Here is a 23,455-nt window from a genome sequence, read left to right on the forward strand (position 1 = left end):
TGTCGGTGCGCGACCTGAGCGTCGCGTACGACACCACCACGGTGCTCGACGGCGTCGACCTCGACCTGTTCCCCGGCGAGATGGTCGCGCTGCTCGGCGCTTCGGGTTCGGGCAAGTCGACGCTGATGCGCAGTCTCACCGGCTTCGCCCCCATCTCGGCCGGGTCGGTGCGCGTCGCGGGACACGACGTCACCAACCTCGCCCGAGGCGAGCTGCGCACGCTGCGGTCTGACGTCGGCCAGGTGTTCCAGCAGTTCAACCTGATCCCGCGACTCAGTGTCATGACGAACGTGCTCACCGGGGCGTTGCACGGGGCGGGCTCGATCAACCTCGTGGGCGGATTCTCGAGCGCTCATCGTCGCCGCGCGCTCGACCTGCTCGACCGCGTCGGCATCGCGCACAAGGCGAACGCTCCCGCACGCTCGCTCTCGGGCGGCCAGCAGCAGCGCGTCGCGATCGCCAGGGCGCTCATGCAGCAGCCCCAGGTGATCCTGGCCGATGAGCCCGTCGCATCGCTCGACCCGAAGCTCGCCGACTCGGTGCTCGAACTGCTGCGCGAGATCGCGACCGAAGACGGCATCCCGGTGTTGGTCAGCCTGCATGTGCTGCCGCTCGCGCTCGCGCACAGCGACCGCATCATCGGACTGCGGCACGGGCGGATGCTGGTGGCCGGCGCCACATCGCAGTTGGATGCTGCGGCGCTGTCACCGCTCTACGACGACGAGGAGCACGACGATGACGCTCACCTCTGATCCGCGTCCGACCACGCGCCCCGCCCTCGATGCGGGGGAGCGCTCACGTCTGGAGCGCGCCTTCCGCATCCCGCGCGCTCGGTTCCTGATCGGCCTGCCCATCGCGGTGCTGCTGCTGATCTGGTCGTTCAACGGTGCCGAGTTCAACTTCATCAAGATGGGCGACGGCGCCGTCAACATGGGCGAGTTCCTGTCGCGGCTGTTCCCGCCGGACTTCTCGAAGATCGGCACCATCCTCGCGCTGCTCCTCGAGACGTTCCAGATGGCGGTCGTCGGCACGGTGCTCGGCGCCGTGCTGTCGCTGCTCGCCGCGTTCGGAGCGTCGTCGAACATCGCACCCCGGTGTGTCTACTACCCGACCCGCTGGGTGATGAACATCATCCGCTCGGTCCCCGACCTCGTGTTCGCGCTCATGTTCGTCTCGGCCGTCGGGCTCGGTCCCTTCGCCGGCATCCTGGCCATGACCCTCGGGTCGATCGGATCCATCGGCAAGATCTTCGCCGAGGCCATGGAGCAGGTCGACCGCGGACCCGTCGTCGCCATGGAGGCTGTCGGAGCGTCGAAGCGGCAGGTCATCCAGTACGGCATCCTGCCTCAGTCGGCGCCCCTGCTCACCTCGTACACACTGCTGCTGTTCGAGGGCAATGTGCGCGGCGCGACCATCCTCGGTCTCGTCGGTGCGGGGGGAATCGGCCTCGAGCTGACCACCGCGATGCGCATGTACGACTACGGCCACCTCAGCGCCATCATCATCTGCATCATCGTGCTCGTCACGGCGATCGACCAGGGCAGTGCCCTCATCCGAAGGAGAATCACATGACCATCGCCGACATCGACCTCGTGCTCAGCGCACCCGTCAACCTGCGCGATCTCGGCGGGATCCCGATCGACGGCGGCGTGCTGCGCGAGGGCCTCGCCATCCGCACCGACGACCTCGCGTACGTTCCGACCGAGGTGGCCGCACAGCTGGTCGCCGCAGGACTCACCGCGATCATCGACCTGCGCTCGCCGCTCGAGGTGTCGGTGACCGGTCGTGGCCCTCTCGCCGACTACCCCGTGGCCTACCACCACCTGCCACTGATCGCGGATGTCGGGGAGTCGATGAACCGGGACGCCCCCGAGCTCACCCACGACGCGATGGGGCGGATGTACCTGCGCATGGTCGAGGTCGCCGCACCGCAGCTGGTCACGGCACTGAACGTGATCGCCCACACGCCGGGAACCGCGGCGTTCCACTGCGCCGCCGGGCGTGACCGCACCGGTGTGGTGGCGGCGATGCTGCTGCTCGCGCTCGGAGCGGCCGATGACGACATCGTCGCCGACTACGCCCTCACCGGCGGCAACATGGTCGCGATCATGCAGCGCACCGCGCCCGTGATGGGCGCGATGTGGAAGGCGCTGGGATTCGACGCGGACACCGCCGGTGCGAGCTCCGCGCTGCTCGAAGGCTCGATGGAGGTGTCGATGCGCACCCTGCTCGACACGCTTCGCGAGCAGCACGGCGACGCCCTCGCTCCGCTTCGCGCGGCGGGGCTGTCGGATGCCACGATCGCGCGTCTTCGCGAGCGGGCGCTCGCCGCGTGACGACCGTCGATCTGGACGCCCGGGTCGCGCCGGTGGATGCCGGGGCGGCGGTCCGTCGTCGCCCGGGTCGTCCGCGGGATGAAGACATGGACGGTCTGATCGTCGCCGCCACCCTCGAGATCATCGATGCGGGGGAGGATGTGACGGTCAGCCGCGTGGTCGCGCGGAGCGGAGTGAGTCGGGCGGCGCTGTACCGCCGATGGCCGTCGCTCACGACCTTGATCGCTGCAGCGCTCGATGTCGGTCGCATGGTGCCGCCGGAGTACCCGGACGATGTGGATCTTCGCGATGCGCTGTTCGACGGACTCGGGCTCGGCGAGAACGGAGCGGCGCTGTCGGTCGCGGCATCCGGTTATGCAGAGGAACGTTTCCGTCAGCGCATCCGTCTGGTGATGGCCGACCGTGCCCTGCAGAAGGCGTACTGGCAGTCGCACGTGTCGCGGCGACGGGTGCCGTTGCTGAACGCGCTGCGCGCAGGTATCGCCCGTGGCGAGCTGCGACCGGATCTCGACGTCGACGCGTGCTTCGACGCGATCGCCGGCGCCGCGTACTACCAGATCGTCGTGCGCGGCGACCGGATGGACGACCCGGCAGTCGCCGCCCGCATGCGCGCTGCCGTCGAGGTGATCTGGCGCGGGATGGTGGTGTGACCCTCGCCCCCCTTCCTGCGCATTCTGCCGAGGGGATTCCCGGATGGCGGGCGAATCGCGGTGATTCGCTCACCCACCCGAGATTCGATCGGCCGACCTGGCGTCAGCGCGCTTCCGGGGTCTCTGAGCTGGGCACCACCTGAACTGTGTCTGTGCGCACACCCGGGTGGTCGCGCTCGAGTGCGGCACCCTCCATGTCGACGTTGGGGAGGATGCGGTCGAGCCACCGCGGCAGCCACCAGGCCGAGCGGCCGAGCAGGTGCATGAGGGCGGGCATGAGCAGCATCCGCACGACGAAGGCGTCGAGCAGCACACCGAAGGCGAGGCCGAAGCCGATCGAGCGGATGATGGTCGACTCCGAGAAGATGAACCCGCCGAAGACCGAGACCATGATGAGCGCCGCAGCGACGACGACCGAGCGGCCGGCGCGGAAGCCCTGCGCGACGGCATCCCGCGCCGAGGCTCCGTGCACGTACGCCTCGCGCATGCCCGAAGCCAGGAACAGCTGGTAGTCCATCGCCAGCCCGAACAGGATGCCGACGAGGATCACCGGCAGGAAGCTCAGGATCGGGCCGGTGCTGTGCAGGCCGATGAAGTCTGCTCCCCAGCCCCACTGGAACACCGCGACGATCAGGCCGTACGTCGCGAACAGCGAGAGCACGAAGCCTCCGGTCGCGATGATGGGCACGAGCAGTGAGCGGAACACCACGATCATGATGAGCAGCGAGAGTCCGACGACGACGACGAGGTAGAGCGGCAGGACGCCGGCGAGTGCCTCGGAGATGTCGATGTTGGTCGCGGCCTGACCGGCCACGCCGAGCGTGATGCCACCGTCGAGCTGCGGCAGGGCGCGGATGTCCTGCACGAGCTTCTCGGTCGACGCGCTGTTAGGGCCCTCTGCGGGGAGCACCTGGAACGCGAGCAGGGTGTTGTCGTCGGAGCTCGCGATCGGGGCGACAGCCACGACGTCGTCCTGCTCGGCGATCTTCTGGGCGATCTCGACCTGTGTGGCGAGCAGGTCGTCGTCGCTCACCGCGTCGTCGAGAGTCGCGGTGACGAGCAGCGGCCCGTTCGCACCCTCGCCGAACTGCTCGTCGACGACGTGGAACGCGCGGTAGCTGGTCGAGTCGGAGGGCTCGCTCGCACCGTCGGGAAGGCCGAGGCGCATCGACATCGAGGGGATCGCGACGATCAGCAGCGCGATCACGCTCACGAGCACGGTGACGATCGCGCGCAGCGTGGACATCTGCTTCACGGGCTTGCCCGCGGCGTGGGGCTGCCCGATCGTCGCACGGGCCTTGCCGCTGAGCAGGCGTGTGCCGACGAGTCCGAGAATGGCCGGGGCGAGCGTGATCGCGACGAGCACGGCGACCGCGACACAGACCGCGCCGACCGTGCCCATGAGCCCGAGGAACGGCACGCCCGTCACATTGAGGGCCAGCAGTGCCACGATCACCGTGGTGCCGGCGAACACGACAGCGGTGCCCGAAGTGCCGGTGGCGAGGCCGATGGACTCGCGAACCGGAACACCGTTGAGCAGCTGCTTGCGATGCCGGTTCACGATGAAGAGCGAGTAGTCGATGCCGACCGCGAGCCCGAGCATCACACCCAGCACCGGGGTGACCGATGCCATGTCGACGACACCCGAGAAGGCGAGGGATGCGGTCACTCCGACGCCCACGCCGACCACAGCCGTGACGATCGGCAGGGCTGCGCCGATGAGGGTGCCGAGCATGACGATCAGCACGATGGCGGCGAACGCGAGACCGATGGCCTCTCCGACACCGAAGATCTCGGGAACCCCCTGCGCGATGTCGGTGCCGAAGTTCACGTCGACGCCATCGATCGGGGAGGAGTCGAAGTGCTCGATCGTGCCCTGCTTGACCTCTTCGGAGAGTTCGAGGCGGGGGTCTTCGAACGAGACGTTGACGATCGCGGTCGAGCCGTCTTCGGAGACGACGCCGATGCCGTTCGTGATGTCGAGCAGGGTGGATCCGAGCTCGACCTGTTCGGCGTTGGTGTCGAGCTCGGCACGTGAGTCGTCGATGGTTTTCTGCTGCGCGTCGAGTTCGGCGGCCTGCGCATTCAGGGCGTCGATCTGTGCGTCCAATGCCGCGAGCTGCTCGGCGGGAGCACCAGCCGCCTCCGCCTGCGAACGCGCGATGGTCAGCTGCTCGAGCCCCGCGTCGAGCTGCGCGCGGCCGTCATCGAGCTGAGTCTGGCCGGCATCGAGCTGGGCCCGACCGTCGGCGATCTGCGCCTCGCCGTCCGCGAGCTCCTGCTCCTGATCGGCCTGCTGCTGCCGGGCGTCGAACGGATCGATCACCGACGCCACGCCGTCGAGGTCCTCGGCGCTCTCTGCGAGCTGCGAGATCTCCTGCTTCTGCTCCTCGGTGAAGGCCGAGCCGTCGGTCGTCTGGTAGACCACCGTGCCGGTGCCACCAGCGGTGTCGGGCAGCTTCTCCGCGAGCTGGTCGGTGACTGCGCCCGAGGCGGTGCCGGGGATGTCGAAGCTGTTGCTCAGCGTGCCGCCGAGAGTGAGGAAGGCGCCGACACCCAGACCGAGGATGACGACCCACGAGACGATCACCGTCCACGCCTTGCGTGCAGCGAACGAACCCAGGCGGTACAGCAGTGAAGCCAAAACGATCTCCTTCAGACGGATAGATCATACGGGGCGTCTCGTCTAGTGTTCTGTGGTTATCCTGAACGTGTGGTGAACGAGCATCGAAGCGGACCCGTGCGCAGCACGGCTGCCCGCGAGGCGATCCTCGATGCGACCTCTCGCCTGTTCCACAACCAGGGGTATGACCGGCTCACGATCGAGGGCATCGCGAAAGAGGCAGGGGTCGGAAAGCAGACCATCTACCGCTGGTGGCCGTCGCGCGGCGCCCTCATCGGCGAATGCCTCGCCGAAGGCCGACTCATCCCCGTCGACTTCGTCGTTCCCGACACCGGAGACCTCGCCGCAGACGTCGAGACCTGGCTGCGCAGCGTGCTCTCTATCCTCGAGGCGCCCGAGGGCGGAGCCCTTCTGCGCTCGCTCGTCGCAGCGGCGACGGAGGATGCCGGTGTCGGAGCGCACCTCGGCGAGAGCCTCGGTGTCGAGAAGTACCTCACCGAGCGCATCCGCGGCGGCATCCGCGACGGGCAGCTCGCTGCGGATGCGCCTGTCGAGCAGCTCGGACGAGCGATCCTCGGAGCGATCATCGTCGAGTCGCTGGGGCGTGAGCACCATGACCCCGATTCGATCGTGCGGCTGACTCGGTTCCTCTTCTCGCGGTAGCTCTCCGGAGCGGACCGAGAGCCATCGCCGCATCAGCGGTCCTCGATGCCGGGGTGCCCCCGGGGCTGCTGGCACCGCTGAGTGTCTTCCCTGTCATCGAGCCACCGCCGTCCGGCCACCCGTCTGCGCATCCAAGCCCGATCGATGCCCGTACGCGAACGACGTCGCATCCGCTCCTCGCCTCGGACGGGCGGCCTTCGTCGTCATCTCGCCGATCGCGGCATCAACCCGGCTCTGACGGGAGACGAGCACGAGCTCGGTGCCGTCACTGCTCTCTTCGACCGCGACGCGTCGACTCTCGGCGATGCGGTTCATGACACCCACTGCGAATCCGCGGATGAATCCGCTACGCGCTCTTCGCCTCTCGCCCTCACGACACTCGGCATACAGGTCGCGGTGCGTGAGCCACCACTCGCGCATCGCGACCATGGCCTGCACCTGGAGGCTCGGGGTCAGCGTCTGCGCCTGTCGCACGTCTGACGCATGACCGACCAGGTAGAGGGCGGCGACCGTCGGGAACTCCCCGACGAGAGGCCGCACGGTCTCGAGAGCTCTGGCCACGCCGATCCCGATCTCGCGCAGGTCTTTCGCGTAGACGCCGCGGAACAGCATCCGCTCGGTGACGATCTGCTCCTGCGCCTGCCCCAGGAGCCCTCGTCGTTCGTCGATCTGCGCCTGCTCGATCCCGTACTTCACGATCAGTCGTTCGGCGTGCTCGGTCAGAGCCTCGGCTTCTTCAGGCGTCGTGCTCTCAGCCTTCGCCAGCAGCTTGGCGATCAGGTCGAGTTTGGCTTCGGTCATGGCATCCCCCTTGGATCTGTGATGCCTCGAATCCTTCGCGGGGGTGCCTACATTCGGGCGCCGTTTCTCGGGGGCTGTGGAGAAGTCCAGGTCATGGATGCCGGTGCAGAAGGCGACGGCGAAGCCTGGCCGGCAGAAGGGCCCCGGAAGAAGGGGCCCGCCTCAGCCGAGGATCAGCGTGATGACGGTCGCGCCGCCGCCACCGAGGATGAGCGCGATGATGACGCTCCAGGCGATGATGCGCAGGCGGCGATTGCGCTTCTCGCCGAGGTCGCCGTAGTCCTCGCTCAGCCCGTCACCGCTCATGCGCTGACCGGCTCGCTGACGGTAGGGCCGAAGGCTGCGGGCAGGGTGGCCTGCGAACGCTCGCGGATCTCGGCGACGGGAACCGTGAAGACGTCCTGCACCTCGAGCTTCGCGCCCTCGGAGTCGGTCACGCCGATGCGCATCACCGGGTAGTCGCGACCTTCGCAGAGTCCGCGGAACTTCACGTCGTCCTCGCGCGGAACGGTCACGATGACGCGTCCGGTCGACTCCGAGAACAGGGCGGATGCGGCATCCACACCGTCGCGCTCGATGATCTCGTTGAGCCAGACGCGTGCGCCGACGCCGAAGCGCGAGACGCCCTCGGCGAGTGCCTGTGCGAGGCCACCCTCCGACACGTCGTGCGCCGACGAGATCAGCCACTCGTCGCGAGCCGCGCCGAGCAGACCCGCGAGGCGCTTCTCGCCCGCGAGGTCGACCTTCGGGGGCAGTCCGCCGAGGTGCTGGTGCACGGTCTCGGCCCACGCCGAACCCGACAGCTCGGTCGAGGTCGTGCCGAGCAGGTAGATGTTCTGGCCCTCGTCCTGCCATCCCGACGGGATGCGGCGCGAGACGTCGTCGATGATGCCGAGCACGCCCACGAGAGGGGTCGGGTGGATCGGCACGTCGCCGGTCTGGTTGTAGAACGAGACGTTGCCGCCGGTGACCGGGGTGCCGAGCTCGTAGCATCCGTCGGCCAGGCCGTCGACGGTCTGCCCGAACTGCCACATGACCTCGGGGTTCTCGGGAGAGCCGAAGTTCAGGCAGTCGGTGATCGCGGTGGGCACGGCGCCGGTGACGGCGACGTTGCGGTACGCCTCGGCGAGGGCCAGCTGTGCACCGGCATACGGGTCGAGCTGGCAGTAGCGGCCGTTCGCGTCGGTCGAGATCGCGAAGCCGAGGCCCGACTCCTCATCGACGCGGATCATTCCGGCGTCGTCGGGGAACGAGAGGGCCGTGTTGCCGAGCACGTAGTAGTCGTACTGGTTGGTGATCCAGCGGGTGTCGGCCAGGTTCGGCGAGGCGACCAGGTCGAGGAACTGCTCGCGCAGCACCTCGGGGTCGTTCGACCGGGGCAGGTTCTCGGCGGCATCCGCCTGCAGTGCGTCGATCCACGTCGGGTACGCGACCGGGCGGTCGTAGACCGGGCCGTCGACCGCGACGGTCGAGGGGTCGACGTCGACGATGCGCTCGCCCTGCCAGTCGATGATGAGGCGGCCGTCTCCGGTGACCTCGCCGAGCACCGACGTCTCGACATCCCACTTCTGCACGACCGCGAGGAACGCGTCGAGCTTCTCGGGGGCGACGATCGCCATCATGCGCTCCTGCGACTCCGACATGAGGATCTCCTCAGCCGTGAGCGACGGGTCGCGCAGCAGCACGTTGTCGAGCGAGACCTTCATGCCGCTGTTGCCGTTGGCCGCGAGCTCGCTGGTGGCGCACGAGATGCCGGCCGCGCCGAGGTCCTGGATCGCCTCGACGAGCTCGTCGCGGTACAGCTCGAGGCAGCACTCGATGAGCACCTTCTCGGCGAACGGATCGCCCACCTGCACCGCGGGGCGCTTGGTGGGGCCGGTGCTGTCGAACGAGTCGGATGCCAGGATGCTGGCGCCGCCGATGCCGTCGCCACCCGTGCGGGCGCCGAACAGCACGACCTTGTTGCCGACGCCGGTGGCGTTGGCGAGCTTGAGGTCTTCGTGACGCAGAACGCCGACCGCGAGCGCGTTGACGAGGGGGTTGGCCTGGTAGACGGAGTCGAAGACCGTCTCGCCGCCGATGTTCGGCAGGCCCAGGCAGTTGCCGTAGAAGCTGATGCCGCTGGTCACGCCGTGCACCACGCGGGCGGTGTCGGGGTGGTCGATCGCGCCGAAACGCAGGGCGTCCATGATCGCGACCGGGCGCGCGCCCATCGAGATGATGTCGCGGACGATGCCGCCGACGCCGGTGGCCGCGCCCTGGAACGGCTCGATGAAGGAGGGGTGGTTGTGCGACTCGGCCTTGAACGTGACGGCCCAGCCCTCGCCGACGTCGATGACGCCCGCGTTCTGGCCCATGCCCACCATGAGGCGTTTCTTCATCTCGTCGGAGACCTTCTGGCCGAAGCGGCGCAGGTAGTTCTTCGACGATTTGTACGAGCAGTGCTCCGACCACATGACGGAGTACATCGCCAGCTCGCCGGAGGTCGGGCGGCGGCCCAGGATCTCCTTGATGCGGGCGTACTCGTCGTCCTTGAGGCCCAGCGCTGCGTAGGGCTGTTCCTTCTCCGGAGTCGCGGCTGCGTTCTCGACGGAGTCGGGGACGTGCTTGTGGGCAGGTGCAGGGGCGGTGGTCACGCGCACTCCTAGATGAGGGGCCGGCGGGGCATGGCCAGTCTACCGGGGGATGCCGGGGCTGATCGCCGGTCAGGGGAGCATGCCGAATGCGTGGTCGAAAGCGCATCCTCAGCCCGGTGCGTGGTCGAAAAGGCATCCGAATCGCGAGTGAGGGATGCGTTTTTGACCACCCGAGGAGCGCTGTGCGAGACCGCCGGTCAGGATGCGGCGGCGAAGCGAGCGGCGAGAGTGCGCGCGGCATCCGCCAGGGCGGGCGGGCCGACGACCTCGAACGGGGCATCGAAGCGGGCGATCGAGGCGAGGATGCCGACCCACGACCACGATCCGACCGAGACGCGACACGAGGTGTCGTCGATGGGCTCGACGGTGCCGTCGCGACCGATCCACTGCGCGACCTCGCGGGCAGGCAGATCGATCACGAGTTCGCCGATGCAGGGCCAGCGGTCTTCGGCAGCCGATCCCTTCGCCCGGGCCGCGAGATAGGTCTGCGCGTCGGCCGCGGGCAGCTCGCGGGGTGTGAAGCTCGGGCCGGTCGGGGTGCGCGGGGTCATCCGATCGAGTCGGAAGGTGCGCCAATCGTCGGCCTCGAGATCCCACGCGACCAGATACCAAAGACCCTCCCTCGCGACGACGGCGTGCGGTTCGGTGCGCCTGGCCGGCCGGTCCTGGTGGCCGTAGTCGAAGCGCAGCACGTGCCGATCGCGCACGGCCGCACTGACCGCCTCGAGCACAGACGGAGCGACACGCGTGTCGTTCTCGACGCCGGTGAAGCGGATGCCGTCGACCCGATGCCGCAGGCGAGACGGCATCACCTGCCGCACTGTCGCGAGTGCCCGCGCGGCGCCTTCGTCGATGTCGATGCCCGTGGCGGGAACGCTCTGCAAAGCGACGGCGATCGCGACGGCCTGCTCGTCGTCGAAGAGAAGAGGAGGGAGCTCCGAGCCCGCAGCCAGCCGGTATCCGCCGTCCGGGCCCTTGATCGCGCTGATCCGGTACCCCAGCTCGCGCAGTCGATCGACGTCTCGTCGCACGGTGCGGGGAGTGACCTCGAGACGCTCGGCGAGCACCTGACCCGGCCAGTCGCGCTGCGTCTGCAGCAGCGAGAGCAGGGCGAGCATGCGCGATGAGCTTCCGGTCATGTCTTCATTCTGCGTCAGGTAGAGGACCGAATCTGACCTCTTCTGCTGTGAGTGTGGGCATCGACGGCATCCCGCCGTTCTCGACCATCGAGGAGATCCGATGACCATCGCAACCACCACCCACCTGAACTTCCGCGGCACCGCCCGTCAGGCGCTCGAGTTCTACCAGAGCGTCTTCGGCGGAGACGTGACACTCGCCACCTACGGCGACGTCGGGATGCCGGCGGGCGTGCCCGGCGCAGACAAGGTCGTGTTCGGGCAGGTCGAGAACGCCGACGGCTTCCGGCTGATGGCGTACGACATCCCGGGCGCATCCGATGACCCGGCGGGGACTGCGGGAACGACCTCGCGCGAGAACGGGATGACGCTCACCGACCGCGCGTTCTTCCAGTCGCTGCGCGCCGACTCGCTCGACGAGCTCACCGGATACTGGGACGCTCTCGCAGAGGGTGCCTCGATCGTCGAGTCGCTGGCCGTGTCGGCCTGGTCGCCGGGATTCGGCATGCTGACCGACCGGTTCGGCGTGACCTGGGTGCTCGACGTGCGGGCCGAGTACGCGGGCTGAGCGGGTTGTCGTTCACAACTCAGGAAGATCTGCGCAGAAACGGCCTCATACCGTCGACGTCGCGCAGACGCGTCGCGTTCTTCCTGAGTTGTGAACGGCCGGCCGCTAGTCCCCGCCGCCGTTGCCTTTGCCCTTGTCGCCCTTGCCCGAGTTGCCGTTGTTCCCCGAGTTGCCGTTGTTCCCGGAGTTGCCGTTGTTCCCGGAGTTCCCGTTGTTGCCCGAGTTCCCGTTGTTCCCAGAGTTCCCGGGATTCCCGTCGTTCGGGGAATCGGCGGGGTCGGAGACGACCTCGACGGGAGCAGCGGGCACGTCGGCGGGGGCGTCCACGGGCGTCGTCTCGGCCGGTGTGCGGACGACCGGCGCGGACGCGATTCTCGACAGCTCGACGGATCCAGGCGTCGTGAATGCCGCGAGCCCGATGACGATCGCCCCGGTCGCGACCAGCCCACCGGCCCCCGCGAGGACGCGGTTTCGTGTTCGGTTGCGCGATGCAGCGACGGCGCTGACACCGGAGGATCCGGCGACATCAGTCGCGGGCAGCACGGCGGTCGCCCCTGTCGGTGATGCTTCGGAGGCATCCGATCGCCGTGCACCGGATTCGACCGCAGGAGTCACGCCCACGGCAGGCTCTGCCCCTGCGGTCGCGCCGCCGGCCGATTCCGAGCCGGCATCCGCTGCCGTCGCTCTGGCGGCCGAGTCCGCCCCGGCCGACGCGACGATCGCCGCAGCCGCCGCGGCGACCGCAGAACCGTCGGCGTCCGCGGCGTAGCCTCGAAGCAGGGCGCGGGCGGCACGAGCGACCTCGGCCGCGGTCGGCCGCTCTTCGGGCTCGAGCCGAGTCATGCCGGTCAGCAGATCGCGCCACTCCTCGGGCACCGTCTCCGAGATCGTCGGCGGGTGTGCGAGGCGTGCGATCGCCGCAGCGCGACCGGAACCGAGTGCGGCGTACCCGGTCTCACCCGAGAGCGCCTCGAGCACGACCAGGCCCAGCGCGAAGATGTCGACCGGAGTGCCAGGATCGGCATCACGCAGCTGCTCCGGCGCCATATAGGTGAGTGTGCCGAGCACGATCCCCGGGGTCGTGAGCCGAGTGTCCTCGATCGAACAGGCGATGCCGAAGTCGGCGAGCTTCGCGGCGACAGGGCGGCGTGAGCGGCCCCGTGCCAGCAGCACATTCGACGGCTTGACGTCGCGGTGCACGATCCCCGCCGCGTGCACCGCAGCGAGCCCCTCAGCGAGGTCGCGGGTGATGCGGGCGACGTCTCGCGGCGGCACGGGGCCTTCCGCCATGCGCCCGGCGAGCGTCGGTCCGTCGACGAACTCCATCACGAGGTACTGGGGCCGTCCGGGGGTGAGCTGAGCGTCGTACAGCGTCACGAGCGAGGGGTGGCTCAGTGAGGCGAGCAGGGCCTTCTCGGTATGGGCGCGTTCGATCGACGCGACCGGTCCAGTGCCTTCGTGGATCATCTTGATCGCCACGATGCGCCCGAGGTGCGTGTCTTCCGCGCGGTAGACGGTCGCCATGCCGCCCTGCCCGACGCGGTCGTGCAGCACGTACCGTCCGTCGAGGAGCGCCGCCGTCGGGGACATTACTTCCAGGGTCATCGCATCGTCCTTGCACCAGCATCCGGGTCATGCATCAGAAGACCCTAATCGGGGTGAACAGACCTCGTCACAGGGCTTGACGTCGCGACGAATCGGTGAGTGTGTCGCCGCGGAGGGGCTGGCGGCCGCGCAAGTGAGCCGTCGGTGCGGGGTCACTTCCGCAGCGGAAAGCGCCGATTCCGGTGCGCAAGTGACCCCGCACGCCGTGATCACGCCCGACACGCGGCGAGGCGACGCGCTGTCAAGGGTCTCTCCGGGTGTCCCACCCCTCGCGTAGAAAAGAGGCAGATCGAAAGGACGTGGCATGGCCGCAGGCGACATCGAGACCTTCCAGCGTGACGGGATCTGGTTCAACCGCATCGAGGGCGAATCGCGCACTCTGGGTTCGAGCTTCGGCACACAGGACGAAGCGGTCCGAGCCGGCCGGGGAGCCGCGGCCGCGCGTCAGGTCCGGCACACCGTGCGCACCGACGAGGGGCCCTCCGACACCGGGAACCTGTACGACTGGCATCCGCGCGACCTCATGAACTGATGGGCGCCGATTCCGCAGCGCGACCAGAGCGATCAGAGCGACGGATGCTGTTGCAGGTATGCATCAACGGCGCCCGTTCGGCGACGGAACATCCGGCGTTGAGCGTCGACGCGACCCTCTCCGCCGCCGATGCGGCACGCGCCGTGGCCGCGGGAGCGAACGAGATCCACGTGCACCCGAAGGATGCCGCGGGGCATGACAGCATGGCTGCCGCCGACGTCGAACGGTGGTTGCGCGCCCTGAGATCCGCATGCCCCGATGTGCCGATCGGCGTGACGACTGGAGCGTGGATCGAACGCGATGTCGAGCGGCGGCTGGCTGCGATAGAGGAGTGGACCGAACTCCCCGACGTCGCATCGGTCAACTGGCACGAGGCGGGCGCCGATGCGGTCGCCGAACTGCTGCTCAGCCGAGGAGTCGGAGTCGAGGCGGGCTGGGACGCAACCGGCCTCGAAGCTTGGAGCCGGTCGCCGGTCCGCAGCCGATGCGCGCGCGTGCTCATCGAGTTGCCCGACGAGGCCGTCGAGGTCGTGCGGCGCCATGCCGAGGGGCTGATCGCGCACGTCCGGCTCGACGAGCCCAGCATCCCGATCCTGCTGCACGGAGAGCTGCGATCGGCGTGGCCCGCGTTCTCGCTCGCCGTCGAGCTCGAGCTCGATTCGCGCATCGGACTCGAGGACACACTCTCGCTGCCCGATGGGCGGACCGCCCCCGACAACGCGACCCTGGTGCGCACTGCGAGCGGGATCGCCTTCGCCGGTTGATCGGGGTCGACCACGCCCCGCATGGCTGTTCCGCGACGTGCGGCTGGCGACGCCCGACTCTGAGGCATCCCGCGCGGTAGCGCTCGGCGGCGGCATCGCACGGCGCCCGCAATGCACGCTCGTAGCCGGGGAATCCTGCTGTCACTCGCCGAAACGCGAGTCGCGCGGCGGCATGGCCTTGCCTAGTGTGGAGGCTCCCGCTGTGAAGGAGTAACCGTGCCTGAGATCGACCATGACCCTCGGCCGCGCCGGTCTTCCAGAGACGGTGATCGCATGAGCATCCGTCGCGCGGGCGCCGTCGTCCGATGTCGGTTCGTGGGCTGAGGGCCGCTCGCATGACCGCCGACGTCGCGCGCACCGACCCGCATCCGTTCGACTCCCGCACCAGGTTCGACCTCGATCGGCCCGAGAGCCGCAAGTGGAGCCTGCACCCGGGCCACATCGGTGCGTGGGTCGCCGAGATGGACTTCGGCGTCGCGCCGGTGATCGCCGATGCGATGCACCGAGCGATCGACGAGGAGAACCTCGGATACCTGTCGCCACCGCTCGCTGCGCGGTTGGGTGAGGCGACCGCCGAGTGGATGCGCGGCGAGTACGGCTGGTCGATCGACCCCGATCGCGTGCATCCGGTGTCCGATGTGATGGCCGCGCTGCGGGTGGCGGTCGAGGAGTATGCGCCCGCCGGATCGCCGGTCATCGTGCCGACTCCCGCATATATGCCGTTTCTGACATATCTGCCGGCGATCGGACATCCGGTGATCGAGATCCCCGGCGTCGAGGCCGACGGACGTTGGCATCACGACCTGCAGCGCATCGATGAGGCGTTCGCCGCGGGAGCCCGCACGCTCGTGCTCTGCAACCCGCACAACCCGACCGGAACCGTGGTCGAGCGATCCGAGCTGGAGGCGCTCGCCGAGATCGTCGAGCGCCACGGTGGTCGCGTGTTCGCGGATGAGATCCACGCGCCGCTGCGCTTCGACGGTCGGCCGTTCATCCCCTATGCATCTGTGTCTGCGGCGACGGCCGCGCACACCATCACCGGCACGAGCGCGTCGAAGGCGTGGAACATCCCGGGGCTCAAGACCGCACAGCTGATCACGTCGAACGATGCCGACCAGCAGTTGTATCGCCGGTTCGGATTCTCGGTGCAGCACGGCGCGGCGACGCTCGGCGTGGTCGCGTCGACCGCGGCGTATCGCGAGGGCAAGCCGTGGCTCGACGGGGTGCTCGCGTATCTCTCCGAGTCGCGACGCCTCGTCGGATCCCTTGTCGCCGAGCATCTTCCCGGTGCGATCTATCGCGAACCGGACGCGACCTACATCGGGTGGATCGACACGGCCGCGCTGGAGATCGAGGGGGCGCCGGCGGCATTCTTCCGTGACCGCGCCGGAGTCGTGCTGACGGAGGGCGCCCTGCTCGGACGCGGGTACGAGGACTTCGTGCGTGTCGTGTTCGCGACCCCGCGGCCGATCCTGCGCGAGGCGCTCGCGGCGATGGGGGATGCCGTCCGGGCGCGCTGACGCGAGGCTACCCGTGCGGTCGCGTCGCGTCGCGCGGGATGCGGGGTCACTTTCGCATCTCTCACCGGGTGCGGGGTCACTACGGCATCCCAAGTTGGCCGTTGCGGTGCGGAACTGACCCCGCACCGACGCCGGGCGAACGGTCCGAAAGCCATACTTGTGTCGTCCTATATAAGTGTGCTCCTATATAAACATGCAGCTCCGGCACGCCGTCCTCGGTCTCCTCGACATCGCTCCGCAGAGCGGATACGACCTCGGTCGTGCGTTCGACCGAACCGTCGCCCACTTCTGGAACGCCGACCAGTCGCAGATCTACCGCACTCTCGATCGCCTCGAGGCGGACGGCGCGATCGAGACAGAGACGATCCCGCAGCAGGGCAAGCCGGATCGTCGAGTGCACTCGCTGACCGACGTGGGGCGAGCCGAGCTCGCGGAGTGGCTCAGCACTCCGCTCGAGAGCCTGAAGCCGAAGGAGCCGTTCCTCGCGCGGCTGTTCTTCGCCGAGACGCTCGGCGTCGACGGCATCCTGGCCCTGCTCGAGGAGCGTGAGGCGCAGCTGCGCGAGGGGCTCGAGCAGCTGCGCGCGCTTCCCGCGGCAAGTGGCGACCTCGGCGCGGTATTGCGGATGGCGACTCTCGATGCGGGCATCCGTCAGGGCGAGGCGGAGCTGGCGTGGCTCACCTCGACGCGCGCATCGATCACGGAGTTCGGAGACGCCTGATGGATGCCGCGTATCCGATCGAGCACGGCGAGCGCGCGGGCGAGTCGATCATCCTGCTGCACGGCGGCAACGTCGGCGGCTGGATGTGGGAACCGCAGGTCGAGCGTCTCGCGGGCCGGCACGTGATCACTCCGGATGCCGTCGGCTTCAACGCCCGTGCCGGCGAAGCCTGGCCCGGTCTCGCGGGAGCCGCAGATGACGTGGCCGCGACTATCCGGGAGCGCGCGGTCGGTGGGCGAGCGCACGTCGTCGGGCTGTCGATGGGGGCGGTCATCGCCGTCCACCTGGTCGCCCGGCATCCTGATCTGGTGCGCTCGTGCATGGTCACCGGGGCGATGATGCTCGGCGTCACCGGGGTTCAACGGCGTATGGCCGAACTGCAGCTGCGCTCCTGGGATCGGCGATGGTTCTGGCGGATGCAGGCGGCGATGTTCCGGATTCCCGCCGACGCGCGCGAGCAGTTCATCTCCGAGGGTATGGGCGTGAGTGCGCAGACGGCGCAGGCGATGTACGGGGAGATCTTCGACGGATCGATGCCCGAGGGCCGGTTCGACTACGCGGGGCCGATGCTGGCGATCGCGGGAGAGCGTGAGCCGCGCGATGTGGCCAGGGCGTTCCCCGCGCTCGCTCGTGCGATGCCGCAGACCCACACGTGGATCGCGCCGCGGATGCGCCACGTCTGGAGCATCCAGGATCCCGACCTGTTCACGAGGACGATCGTCGACTTCGTCGACCGGAACGCGGTGCCCTCGGGGTCGTCCGTGTGATGCCTGATCGTGCGGGGTCGACTTCGCACCGGAAACGGCGGATTCGGATGCTCTTTTGACCCCGCACAGGGTGAGAGCAGTGGATAAGCGGGAGGATGCCGGCTACGCGGTGCCTGATCCAGACGCATCCCGGTCGCGCAGCGCGGCCGCGATGCGGTCGACCGCCTCGACCATCACCGGGCGGGGCAGCGCGAAGACGAAGCGCGTGTATCCGATCGCGGCCTCGCCACAGGCGGCCCCATCCGTCATCGCGACGCCGGCGTGCTCGCGGAACCACTCGCCGAGATCGCCCGTCAGACCGGTCTCGCGGAAGTCGAGCAGCGCGATGTAGCTGCCCTCGGGCACGATCATCCGCACGCCGGGCAGCTTCTCGTCGACGAGCTGCGCCAGCATCCGCCGGTTGCCGTCGAGATAGTCGACCACTCCGTCGAGCCACTCGCGGCCGCCCGTGTAGGCCGCGATGTTCGCGACGACGCCGAGCGTCGAGGTGCCGTGCCCGGCCCAGAATCCGAGGCTCTCCCAGAGCGCGGCGTCGGCGTCGTTCGAGAGGATCACCTGCGCGCACTTGAGGCCGGCGAGATTCCACGCCTTCGAGGCGGAGGTCGCGGTCAGCGTGTGCGCTGCAGCCTCGTCCGAGATCGAGGCATAGGGGATGTGCGTCGCCGGCGCGTAGACGATCGGCGCGTGGATCTCGTCGGAGAAGACACGTCCGCCCGCTGCGGTGACCGTGTCGGCGATCGCGAGCAGCTCATCACGGGTGGCGACCGTGCCGAGCGGGTTGTGCGGGTTGCAGAGCACCAGCATCTCGCCGCCGTCGCGGAACGCCTGGGCGACGGCATCCAGGTCCATGACCCAGCGCCCGTCGACCTCGATGCTCGGCACCTCGATCACCCGACGGTCACGCATCGGCGGCACGAGGAGGAACGGCATGTATGCGGGCGTCGGCACGATGATCGCCGAGCCGGGGGTCGTGAAGTGCTCGATCGCCAGCTCGAATGCGGCGATCACGTCGGGCACGTGGTGCACACGCTCGGGCGAGATCTCCCACCCGTACGAGTCGGAATACCAGCGCGCCGTCGCCTGCGAGAGATCCTTTGCGAGCTTCTCGGGCAGGTAGCCGGTGACGCCGAGGTCCAACGCATCCTTCACGGCTGTGTTGACGGCGGGGGCGAGTCCGAAGTCCATCTCGGCGACGAAAGCGCCGATCATGTCGGGGAAGGTCGTCCATTTCAGGCTGCCCGCAGCGCGCAGGTCGTCTTGCGTGATCTGGTCGAATGTGCCCGGGGAAGTCATGGTCCAATCCTTTCACCCGCCGGCGACACCGGGCCCGCGGATGCCGGAACGCGGTGAACCGGGACGGGGTGGCTTCTGTCCCGTGGCCCCGACGCGAGCGGGGTCACTTCTGCATCGGAAACCGGCGGTAGCGGTGCGTTCTTGACCCCGCACCGACGCCCCGCACCGACGCCCCGCACCGACCCCGCGCCGCACCACACCATTGAGCACCTCCCGCACCCGTGCCAGGATTGCCCCGACTCGGCTCACCGGGGGCGGGGACGAAGGGATTCTCATGCAGCTGGCGATGATCGGACTCGGCCGGATGGGTGCAAACATCGTGCGCCGCCTCATGCGCGACGGGCACGAGTGCGTGGTCTATGACGTGAATGCGGATGCCGTGCAGACGCTGGTCGCCGAGGGCGCCGTCGGCGCAGACAGCATGGCAGACCTGGCGTCGAAGCTCGAGGCGCCGCGGGCCGTGTGGATGATGGTGCCCGCATCGCTCACGGGCATGGTGGCCGATCAGGCGGCGGAGGTGCTCGATGAGGGCGACATCCTGATCGACGGCGGCAACTCGAACTATCGCGACGACGTGCGCCGGGCGAAGGCGTTCCGCGAGCGCGGCATCCACTATGTCGATGTCGGCACGAGCGGTGGAGTGTTCGGTCTCGACCGCGGATACTGCCTGATGGTCGGCGGGCCGGATGAGGCCGTGCAGCGCATCGAACCCGTGCTGCGCACGATCGCTCCGGGGGTCGGCGAGATCGAGCGCACCCCTGGTCGCACGGGAGACCTCACCCCCGAGGAGCAGGGCTATCTGCACTGCGGGCCGTCGGGTGCGGGGCACTTCGTGAAGATGGTGCACAACGGCATCGAGTACGGCATCATGGCGTCGATCGCCGAGGGTCTCAACCTGCTGCACAACGCGGATGCCGGAGTCCGTGAAGCCGAGCATTCCGCGGAGATCGCCCCGCTGGAGGAGCCGGAGTTCTACCAGTTCCCGATCGACACGTCGAAGGTCGCGGAGCTGTGGCGGCGCGGATCGGTTATCTCGTCGTGGCTGCTCGATCTCACGGCAGCCGCGCTCTCCGAGAATCCGACGCTCGACGGTCTCGCCGGTCGGGTGTCCGACTCGGGCGAGGGCCGTTGGACGGTCAAGGCCGCCGTCGATGTGGGAGTGCCCGTGCCGGTGCTCGCGGCATCGCTGTTCGAGCGCTTCGCGTCGCGCGACGAAGACAAATTCGCGAACCAGGTGCTGTCGGCCATGCGCCTGCAGTTCGGCGGCCACCAGGAACTGCCGGCCGGAGACGTGCTCGAGGCCGGATCGCGCAAGGCGGACTCCGACAGCGCCTGACGGAGTTCTCCCGGTCCGCCGAGCGAGGTCCGCGGAGGTCCGCGTTCACAACTCAGGAAGAACCGGGGTCGTCCGTGGGCTCGGCCCCGGAATCCCGCGGGACCGATGCGTCGGCCGACCCGTTCGTCCTGAGTTGTGAACCGGCCGACCCGGCGCCGCCGGCCAGAGACGAAGCCCCGACCCGAGAAAGGCCACCGCATGACCCCCGTCACCCGTCGAGCCACCCCGCACGACGCCGCCTCTCTCGCCGAGATGCTGGACGCCTTCAACACCGAGTTCGAGACCGAGACGCCGGGGGTCGAGACTCTCGAACCGCGGCTGCGGACGCTGCTGGCCGGACCAGCGACCTTCGCCGTGCTCGGCGGAGACCCCGCCGTCGGTCTCGCGCTCGTGACCCTGCGCCCGAACGTCTGGTCTGACGGACCGGTCGCGCTGCTCGACGAGATGTATGTCGAGCCCGAGCAGCGCGGCACCGGAATCGGCAGCGCGATCCTGCAGCACATGGTCGAGATCTGCCGGGAGCTCGGCGTCGCGGCGATCGAGATCAACGTCGACGAGTCGGATGCCGGCGCGATGCGCTTCTACGAACGGCACGGCTTCAGCAACGGTGACCCCGACACCGGTGAGAAGGCGTTCTACTTCTACCGGTCGCTCTGAGGCGACTTCGCCCGGCGGAGCCGAGCGAGACGAAACGTGGTGACCTGCCGAGGTCGGCTCTCCACGTTTCGTCTCAGTCGACTGCGTCGTCTTCGCTCAATGAACGGCAGTCGCCGCTCGCGCGGCAGGCGCTCGACGACGACTCAGACGAGCGCGGCATCCACCCTGCGATCGTTGCCGGCGTGCACGAGGGCGTCGATGCGACGCTCGATGGCGTTGAACTCCGGGGAGTTCACGTCGCGCTCGCCGTGGAGGTCCACTGTCACGATCTCCCGCACGTGCCCCGAGTTGCCGTGGGCCGTGCCGCCCGCCATGACGAGCACGCGGTCGCCGAGGTAGACGGCCTCCTCGATGCTGTGCGTCACGAACAGCACCGTGATGCCGGCTTCCCGCTGGATGCGCTGCAGCTCGTGCTGCATCTCGGTGCGCGTGAGCGCGTCGAGCGCGCCGAACGGTTCGTCCATGAGCATCACCGACGGAGTGTTCGCGAGCAGTCGCGCGATCGCGACGCGCTGCTGCATGCCGCCCGACAGCTGGTGCGGGAAGGATGCCGCGACGCGGCTGAGTCCGACGGAATCCAGCGCCGCGGTCGCTCGCTCCTTCACGACCGCACGCGGAAGGCGCGCCTGCCGAGGCCCGTACTCGATGTTCTCGCGCACGGTCAGCCAGGGGAACAGCCCGTAGTCCTGGAACACGACGCCGCGGTCGGGTCCAGGCCCGGTCACCTCCGCCCCGGCAACCGTCAGAGACCCTTCGGTGATCGTCTCGAAGCCCGCGACCATGCGCAGAAGCGTCGACTTGCCGCATCCGGAGGCGCCGACGATGCAGACCACCTCGCCGGCCGCGACGGTGATGTCGACACCGTCGACGGCGGCGACCGGCGAGCCGGGGTAGCGCTTGCCGACACCGTTCATGACGATGTCGGCGGCGTGCTGGGGAGGAATGCTCATGCGATCTCTCACTTCTGGATCGGTCGGCGCCCGAAGGCGATGGCGAAGATGAGCGTGAGCAGACGGTCGGCGATGAAACCGGCCAGGCCGATGACGACCATGCCCACGATGATGAGGTCGGTGCGCGACTGCTCCCTGGCCTGGGTGATGAGCGCGCCGAGACCGGTGCTGATGCCCACCGTCTCTCCGACGACGAGGATCACCCACGAGAGTCCCATCGCGATGCGCATGCCGCTGATGATCTGCGGAGCGGCAGCCGGGATGACGACCTTGTAGAGCGACTGCAGGCGGGGTGTGCCCAGCATCGCGGCGGCTTCGAGGAGGCGCCCCGGCACCTGGTGGACTCCGCTGATGGTGTTCAGCAGGATCGGGAACACCGCGGCGATGAACACGAGGAACACGGTCGAGCGGTCGCCGAAGCCGATGATCAGCAGCGTCAGCGGCGCCCAGGCGGTGACGGGAATCGGGCGGACGAGGTTGACGGTCGGCTCCAGCATGCGGAACAGGAGCTTCGACCGGCCCATCAGCACGCCGAGCGGCACGGCGACGACGACCGCGAGACCGAAGCCCTGCAGCACGCGCAGTGTCGAGGCGCCGAGGTGTCCCCAGAGCGTGCCGCTGAACGAGTCGTCGTAGATGCCGCCGAAGGCGAAGTCCACACCCCTCACCGCGACTTCTCCGGGGGTGGGCAGGAACGTCATCTTGATGTCGAACGGCAGCGTCCAGGCGTTCTGCACGCCCAGGTGCCAGCCGATGAGGAGGAGGATCGGCACGGGAAGCGCGATGGCCCATCCGAACGACAGGCGGCGGCGCGGCCGAGCGGTGCGGATGCCGTCGGGCTGTGTCTCGGTGTTCTCGACGCCCCGGGGCGGATCGGCGAGTGCGGTGGTCGTCACGATCACTCCGTCCGTGCGGTCTCGACGAAGCTGACGTCGGTGAGGAGATCCTGGTCGACCTCGGCCGAGACCTGGTCGAAGGCGAGCATCTCCTCGCTCATCGCGGCCAGCGTCGAGAGGTAGTCGGCGTCGAGATCCCAGCGGGGCCAGATGTTCTCGATCGCCAGGTCGACGATCGCGGGATCCAGGGCGAACTCCTCGACGAGGCCGTCGGCCCAGGCTGCGGTGTCTTCCGCCATGTGCTCGACGGCCGCGATGTGGGTGTCGACGACGGACTGCACGAGCTCGGGGTCGGACTCGATCAGGCTGTTGCTCGTGGCGAGCACGATGTTCGTCTGTCCGATCGGGGTGTCGTAGGCCGACATCAGCTCGTGCGCACCGCCCTCGATCGCGATCGACGGGCCCACCTCGGCCGAGATGAATGCGTCGATCTGCCCGGAGGCGAACGCGGTGGCCATGTCTGCGAAGGGCAGGTTGACGAGCTCGACGTCGCTCGCGGGGTCGATGCCCTGGGCCTCGAGCGTGCGCTTGAGGAGGATCTCCTGGGTCGCACCCATCGGGAAGCCGACCTTCGCGCCCGTGAGGTCATCCGGCGTCTCGATGTCTTCTGTGGCGACGATGCGGGTGCCACCGTCGGCGGCGGAGGCGACGATGCGCACATCCTGCTTCTCTGCGACACCGGCGATGACCGATGCCGCCCCGGTCACGCCGAAGTCGACCGACCCCGAGACGATCGCGTTCTTGATGTCGCTGGAGGTGTCGAAGAGCACGATCTCGACGTCGATGCCCTCCTCGGCGACCTCCTCATAGAAGAAGGGGCTGAACAGGTGGGGCTGCGCACGCAGCGTGCCGATGGTGACGGACTGTCCGCCGCCTTCGCCGCTCTCGGAGTCGGCGGATGAGGACGCTGCGGAGCAGCCGGTGAGCACGAGCGCCGTGGCGGCGAGCGAGGCGACGGCGAGCGACGGCGTGCGGAAGGACGAGCGGGAGGGGGTGCGGAA

At 68.7% G+C, this 23,455-nt stretch carries 23 protein-coding genes; 13 read left to right on the top strand and 10 right to left on the bottom strand.

The genetic code is table 11. The annotated features are described in order from the left end of the window. The 4 genes from phnC to QMA07_RS16675 form a co-directional block, all read left to right on the top strand. Positions 1–752 (top strand): phosphonate ABC transporter ATP-binding protein (phnC, locus tag QMA07_RS16660; protein ID WP_290163915.1); only part of this gene is annotated, 752 nt, incomplete at its 5' end. Continuing rightward, on the top strand, positions 736–1,572 hold the full coding sequence (phnE, locus tag QMA07_RS16665) for a phosphonate ABC transporter, permease protein PhnE (RefSeq protein ID WP_290163917.1): 837 nt from the start codon (positions 736–738) through the stop codon (positions 1,570–1,572). The genes phnC and phnE, both read left to right, overlap by 17 nt. Further along, positions 1,569–2,336 carry a tyrosine-protein phosphatase gene (locus tag QMA07_RS16670; RefSeq protein WP_290163919.1) on the top strand — a complete coding sequence of 256 codons (768 nt, stop codon included), beginning with the start codon at positions 1,569–1,571 and terminating at the stop codon, positions 2,334–2,336. The genes phnE and QMA07_RS16670 overlap by 4 nt, the downstream gene beginning before the upstream one ends. Continuing rightward, entirely contained in the window at positions 2,333–2,986 is a 654-nt protein-coding gene (locus QMA07_RS16675) for a TetR/AcrR family transcriptional regulator (RefSeq protein WP_290163921.1), read from the top strand. The genes QMA07_RS16670 and QMA07_RS16675 overlap by 4 nt, the downstream gene beginning before the upstream one ends. A gap of 103 nt (positions 2,987–3,089) precedes the next feature. Here QMA07_RS16675 and QMA07_RS16680 read toward each other — a convergent pair whose 3' ends face one another. Next, positions 3,090–5,630 carry an MMPL family transporter gene (locus tag QMA07_RS16680; RefSeq protein WP_290163923.1) on the bottom strand — a complete coding sequence of 847 codons (2,541 nt, stop codon included), beginning with the start codon at positions 5,628–5,630 and terminating at the stop codon, positions 3,090–3,092. A 72-nt stretch (positions 5,631–5,702) separates the two neighbouring features. On the opposite strand from QMA07_RS16680, the gene QMA07_RS16685 reads away from it, so the two are divergent. Then, the gene (locus QMA07_RS16685; protein ID WP_290163925.1) at positions 5,703–6,272 is read left to right on the top strand and encodes a TetR/AcrR family transcriptional regulator; all 570 of its coding nucleotides are present in this window, start codon (positions 5,703–5,705) and stop codon (positions 6,270–6,272) included. 93 nt (positions 6,273–6,365) lie between these two features. Here the strand turns inward: QMA07_RS16685 and QMA07_RS16690 are convergent, their stop codons facing one another. The 4 genes from QMA07_RS16690 to QMA07_RS16705 all read right to left on the bottom strand — a co-directional run bounded on the left by QMA07_RS16690 (position 6,366) and on the right by QMA07_RS16705 (position 10,848). After that, complete coding sequence (locus tag QMA07_RS16690) at positions 6,366–7,073, bottom strand: DUF2786 domain-containing protein (protein WP_290163927.1); 708 nt, start codon at positions 7,071–7,073, stop codon at positions 6,366–6,368. 162 nt (positions 7,074–7,235) lie between these two features. Then, complete coding sequence (locus QMA07_RS16695) at positions 7,236–7,379, bottom strand: hypothetical protein (protein ID WP_181164282.1); 144 nt, start codon at positions 7,377–7,379, stop codon at positions 7,236–7,238. After that, positions 7,376–9,709, bottom strand: coding sequence for a phosphoribosylformylglycinamidine synthase subunit PurL (gene purL, locus QMA07_RS16700; RefSeq protein WP_290163929.1), 2,334 nt, complete (start codon positions 9,707–9,709; stop codon positions 7,376–7,378). Before purL ends, QMA07_RS16695 begins: the two co-directional genes overlap by 4 nt. A gap of 197 nt (positions 9,710–9,906) precedes the next feature. Continuing rightward, positions 9,907–10,848 (bottom strand): WYL domain-containing protein, encoded by a 942-nt coding sequence (locus tag QMA07_RS16705; protein WP_290163931.1) that lies wholly within the window; start codon positions 10,846–10,848, stop codon positions 9,907–9,909. Positions 10,849–10,948: 100 nt separating this feature from the next. Here QMA07_RS16705 and QMA07_RS16710 point away from each other — a divergent pair, with 100 nt between their 5' ends. Then, positions 10,949–11,413: a VOC family protein gene (locus QMA07_RS16710; RefSeq protein WP_290163933.1), complete on the top strand. Its 465-nt coding sequence runs from the start codon at positions 10,949–10,951 to the stop codon at positions 11,411–11,413. Between the two features lie 105 nt (positions 11,414–11,518). Here QMA07_RS16710 and QMA07_RS16715 read toward each other — a convergent pair whose 3' ends face one another. After that, positions 11,519–13,018 carry a serine/threonine-protein kinase gene (locus QMA07_RS16715; protein ID WP_290163935.1) on the bottom strand — a complete coding sequence of 500 codons (1,500 nt, stop codon included), beginning with the start codon at positions 13,016–13,018 and terminating at the stop codon, positions 11,519–11,521. 304 nt (positions 13,019–13,322) lie between these two features. Between QMA07_RS16715 and QMA07_RS16720 the strand changes: the two genes are divergently transcribed. From QMA07_RS16720 to QMA07_RS16740, 5 genes are all read left to right on the top strand, one after another. Beyond that, positions 13,323–13,550 (top strand): DUF2188 domain-containing protein, encoded by a 228-nt coding sequence (locus QMA07_RS16720; RefSeq protein WP_290163937.1) that lies wholly within the window; start codon positions 13,323–13,325, stop codon positions 13,548–13,550. A gap of 44 nt (positions 13,551–13,594) precedes the next feature. After that, the gene (locus QMA07_RS16725; RefSeq protein ID WP_290163939.1) at positions 13,595–14,314 is read left to right on the top strand and encodes a 3-keto-5-aminohexanoate cleavage protein; all 720 of its coding nucleotides are present in this window, start codon (positions 13,595–13,597) and stop codon (positions 14,312–14,314) included. A 335-nt stretch (positions 14,315–14,649) separates the two neighbouring features. Further along, positions 14,650–15,834, top strand: coding sequence for an aminotransferase class I/II-fold pyridoxal phosphate-dependent enzyme (locus tag QMA07_RS16730; RefSeq protein WP_290163941.1), 1,185 nt, complete (start codon positions 14,650–14,652; stop codon positions 15,832–15,834). Positions 15,835–16,027: 193 nt separating this feature from the next. Further along, on the top strand, positions 16,028–16,555 hold the full coding sequence (locus QMA07_RS16735; RefSeq protein ID WP_290163943.1) for a PadR family transcriptional regulator: 528 nt from the start codon (positions 16,028–16,030) through the stop codon (positions 16,553–16,555). Then, on the top strand, positions 16,555–17,322 hold the full coding sequence (locus tag QMA07_RS16740) for an alpha/beta hydrolase (RefSeq protein WP_290163945.1): 768 nt from the start codon (positions 16,555–16,557) through the stop codon (positions 17,320–17,322). The genes QMA07_RS16735 and QMA07_RS16740 overlap by 1 nt, the downstream gene beginning before the upstream one ends. 102 nt (positions 17,323–17,424) lie before the next feature. Here QMA07_RS16740 and QMA07_RS16745 read toward each other — a convergent pair whose 3' ends face one another. Then, positions 17,425–18,615, bottom strand: a complete 1,191-nt coding sequence (locus QMA07_RS16745) for an aminotransferase class I/II-fold pyridoxal phosphate-dependent enzyme (RefSeq protein ID WP_290163947.1) — start codon at positions 18,613–18,615, stop codon at positions 17,425–17,427. 274 nt (positions 18,616–18,889) lie between these two features. Between QMA07_RS16745 and gnd the strand changes: the two genes are divergently transcribed. Both gnd and QMA07_RS16755 read left to right on the top strand, forming a co-directional pair. After that, entirely contained in the window at positions 18,890–19,951 is a 1,062-nt protein-coding gene (gnd, locus tag QMA07_RS16750; protein WP_290163948.1) for a phosphogluconate dehydrogenase (NAD(+)-dependent, decarboxylating), read from the top strand. A gap of 198 nt (positions 19,952–20,149) precedes the next feature. Then, positions 20,150–20,608, top strand: a complete 459-nt coding sequence (locus tag QMA07_RS16755; protein ID WP_290163950.1) for a GNAT family N-acetyltransferase — start codon at positions 20,150–20,152, stop codon at positions 20,606–20,608. A 143-nt stretch (positions 20,609–20,751) separates the two neighbouring features. On the opposite strand, the gene QMA07_RS16760 is transcribed toward QMA07_RS16755, so the two are convergent. The 3 genes from QMA07_RS16760 to QMA07_RS16770 form a co-directional block, all read right to left on the bottom strand. Further along, complete coding sequence (locus tag QMA07_RS16760) at positions 20,752–21,558, bottom strand: ABC transporter ATP-binding protein (protein WP_290163953.1); 807 nt, start codon at positions 21,556–21,558, stop codon at positions 20,752–20,754. Between the two features lie 8 nt (positions 21,559–21,566). Beyond that, on the bottom strand, positions 21,567–22,454 hold the full coding sequence (locus QMA07_RS16765; RefSeq protein ID WP_290163955.1) for an ABC transporter permease: 888 nt from the start codon (positions 22,452–22,454) through the stop codon (positions 21,567–21,569). Positions 22,455–22,456: 2 nt separating this feature from the next. After that, on the bottom strand, positions 22,457–23,455 hold a 999-nt coding region (locus tag QMA07_RS16770), incomplete at its 5' end, for an ABC transporter substrate-binding protein (RefSeq protein WP_290163957.1).

This window comes from Microbacterium sp. APC 3901 (assembly GCF_030407765.1).
Lineage (GTDB): Bacteria > Actinomycetota > Actinomycetes > Actinomycetales > Microbacteriaceae > Microbacterium.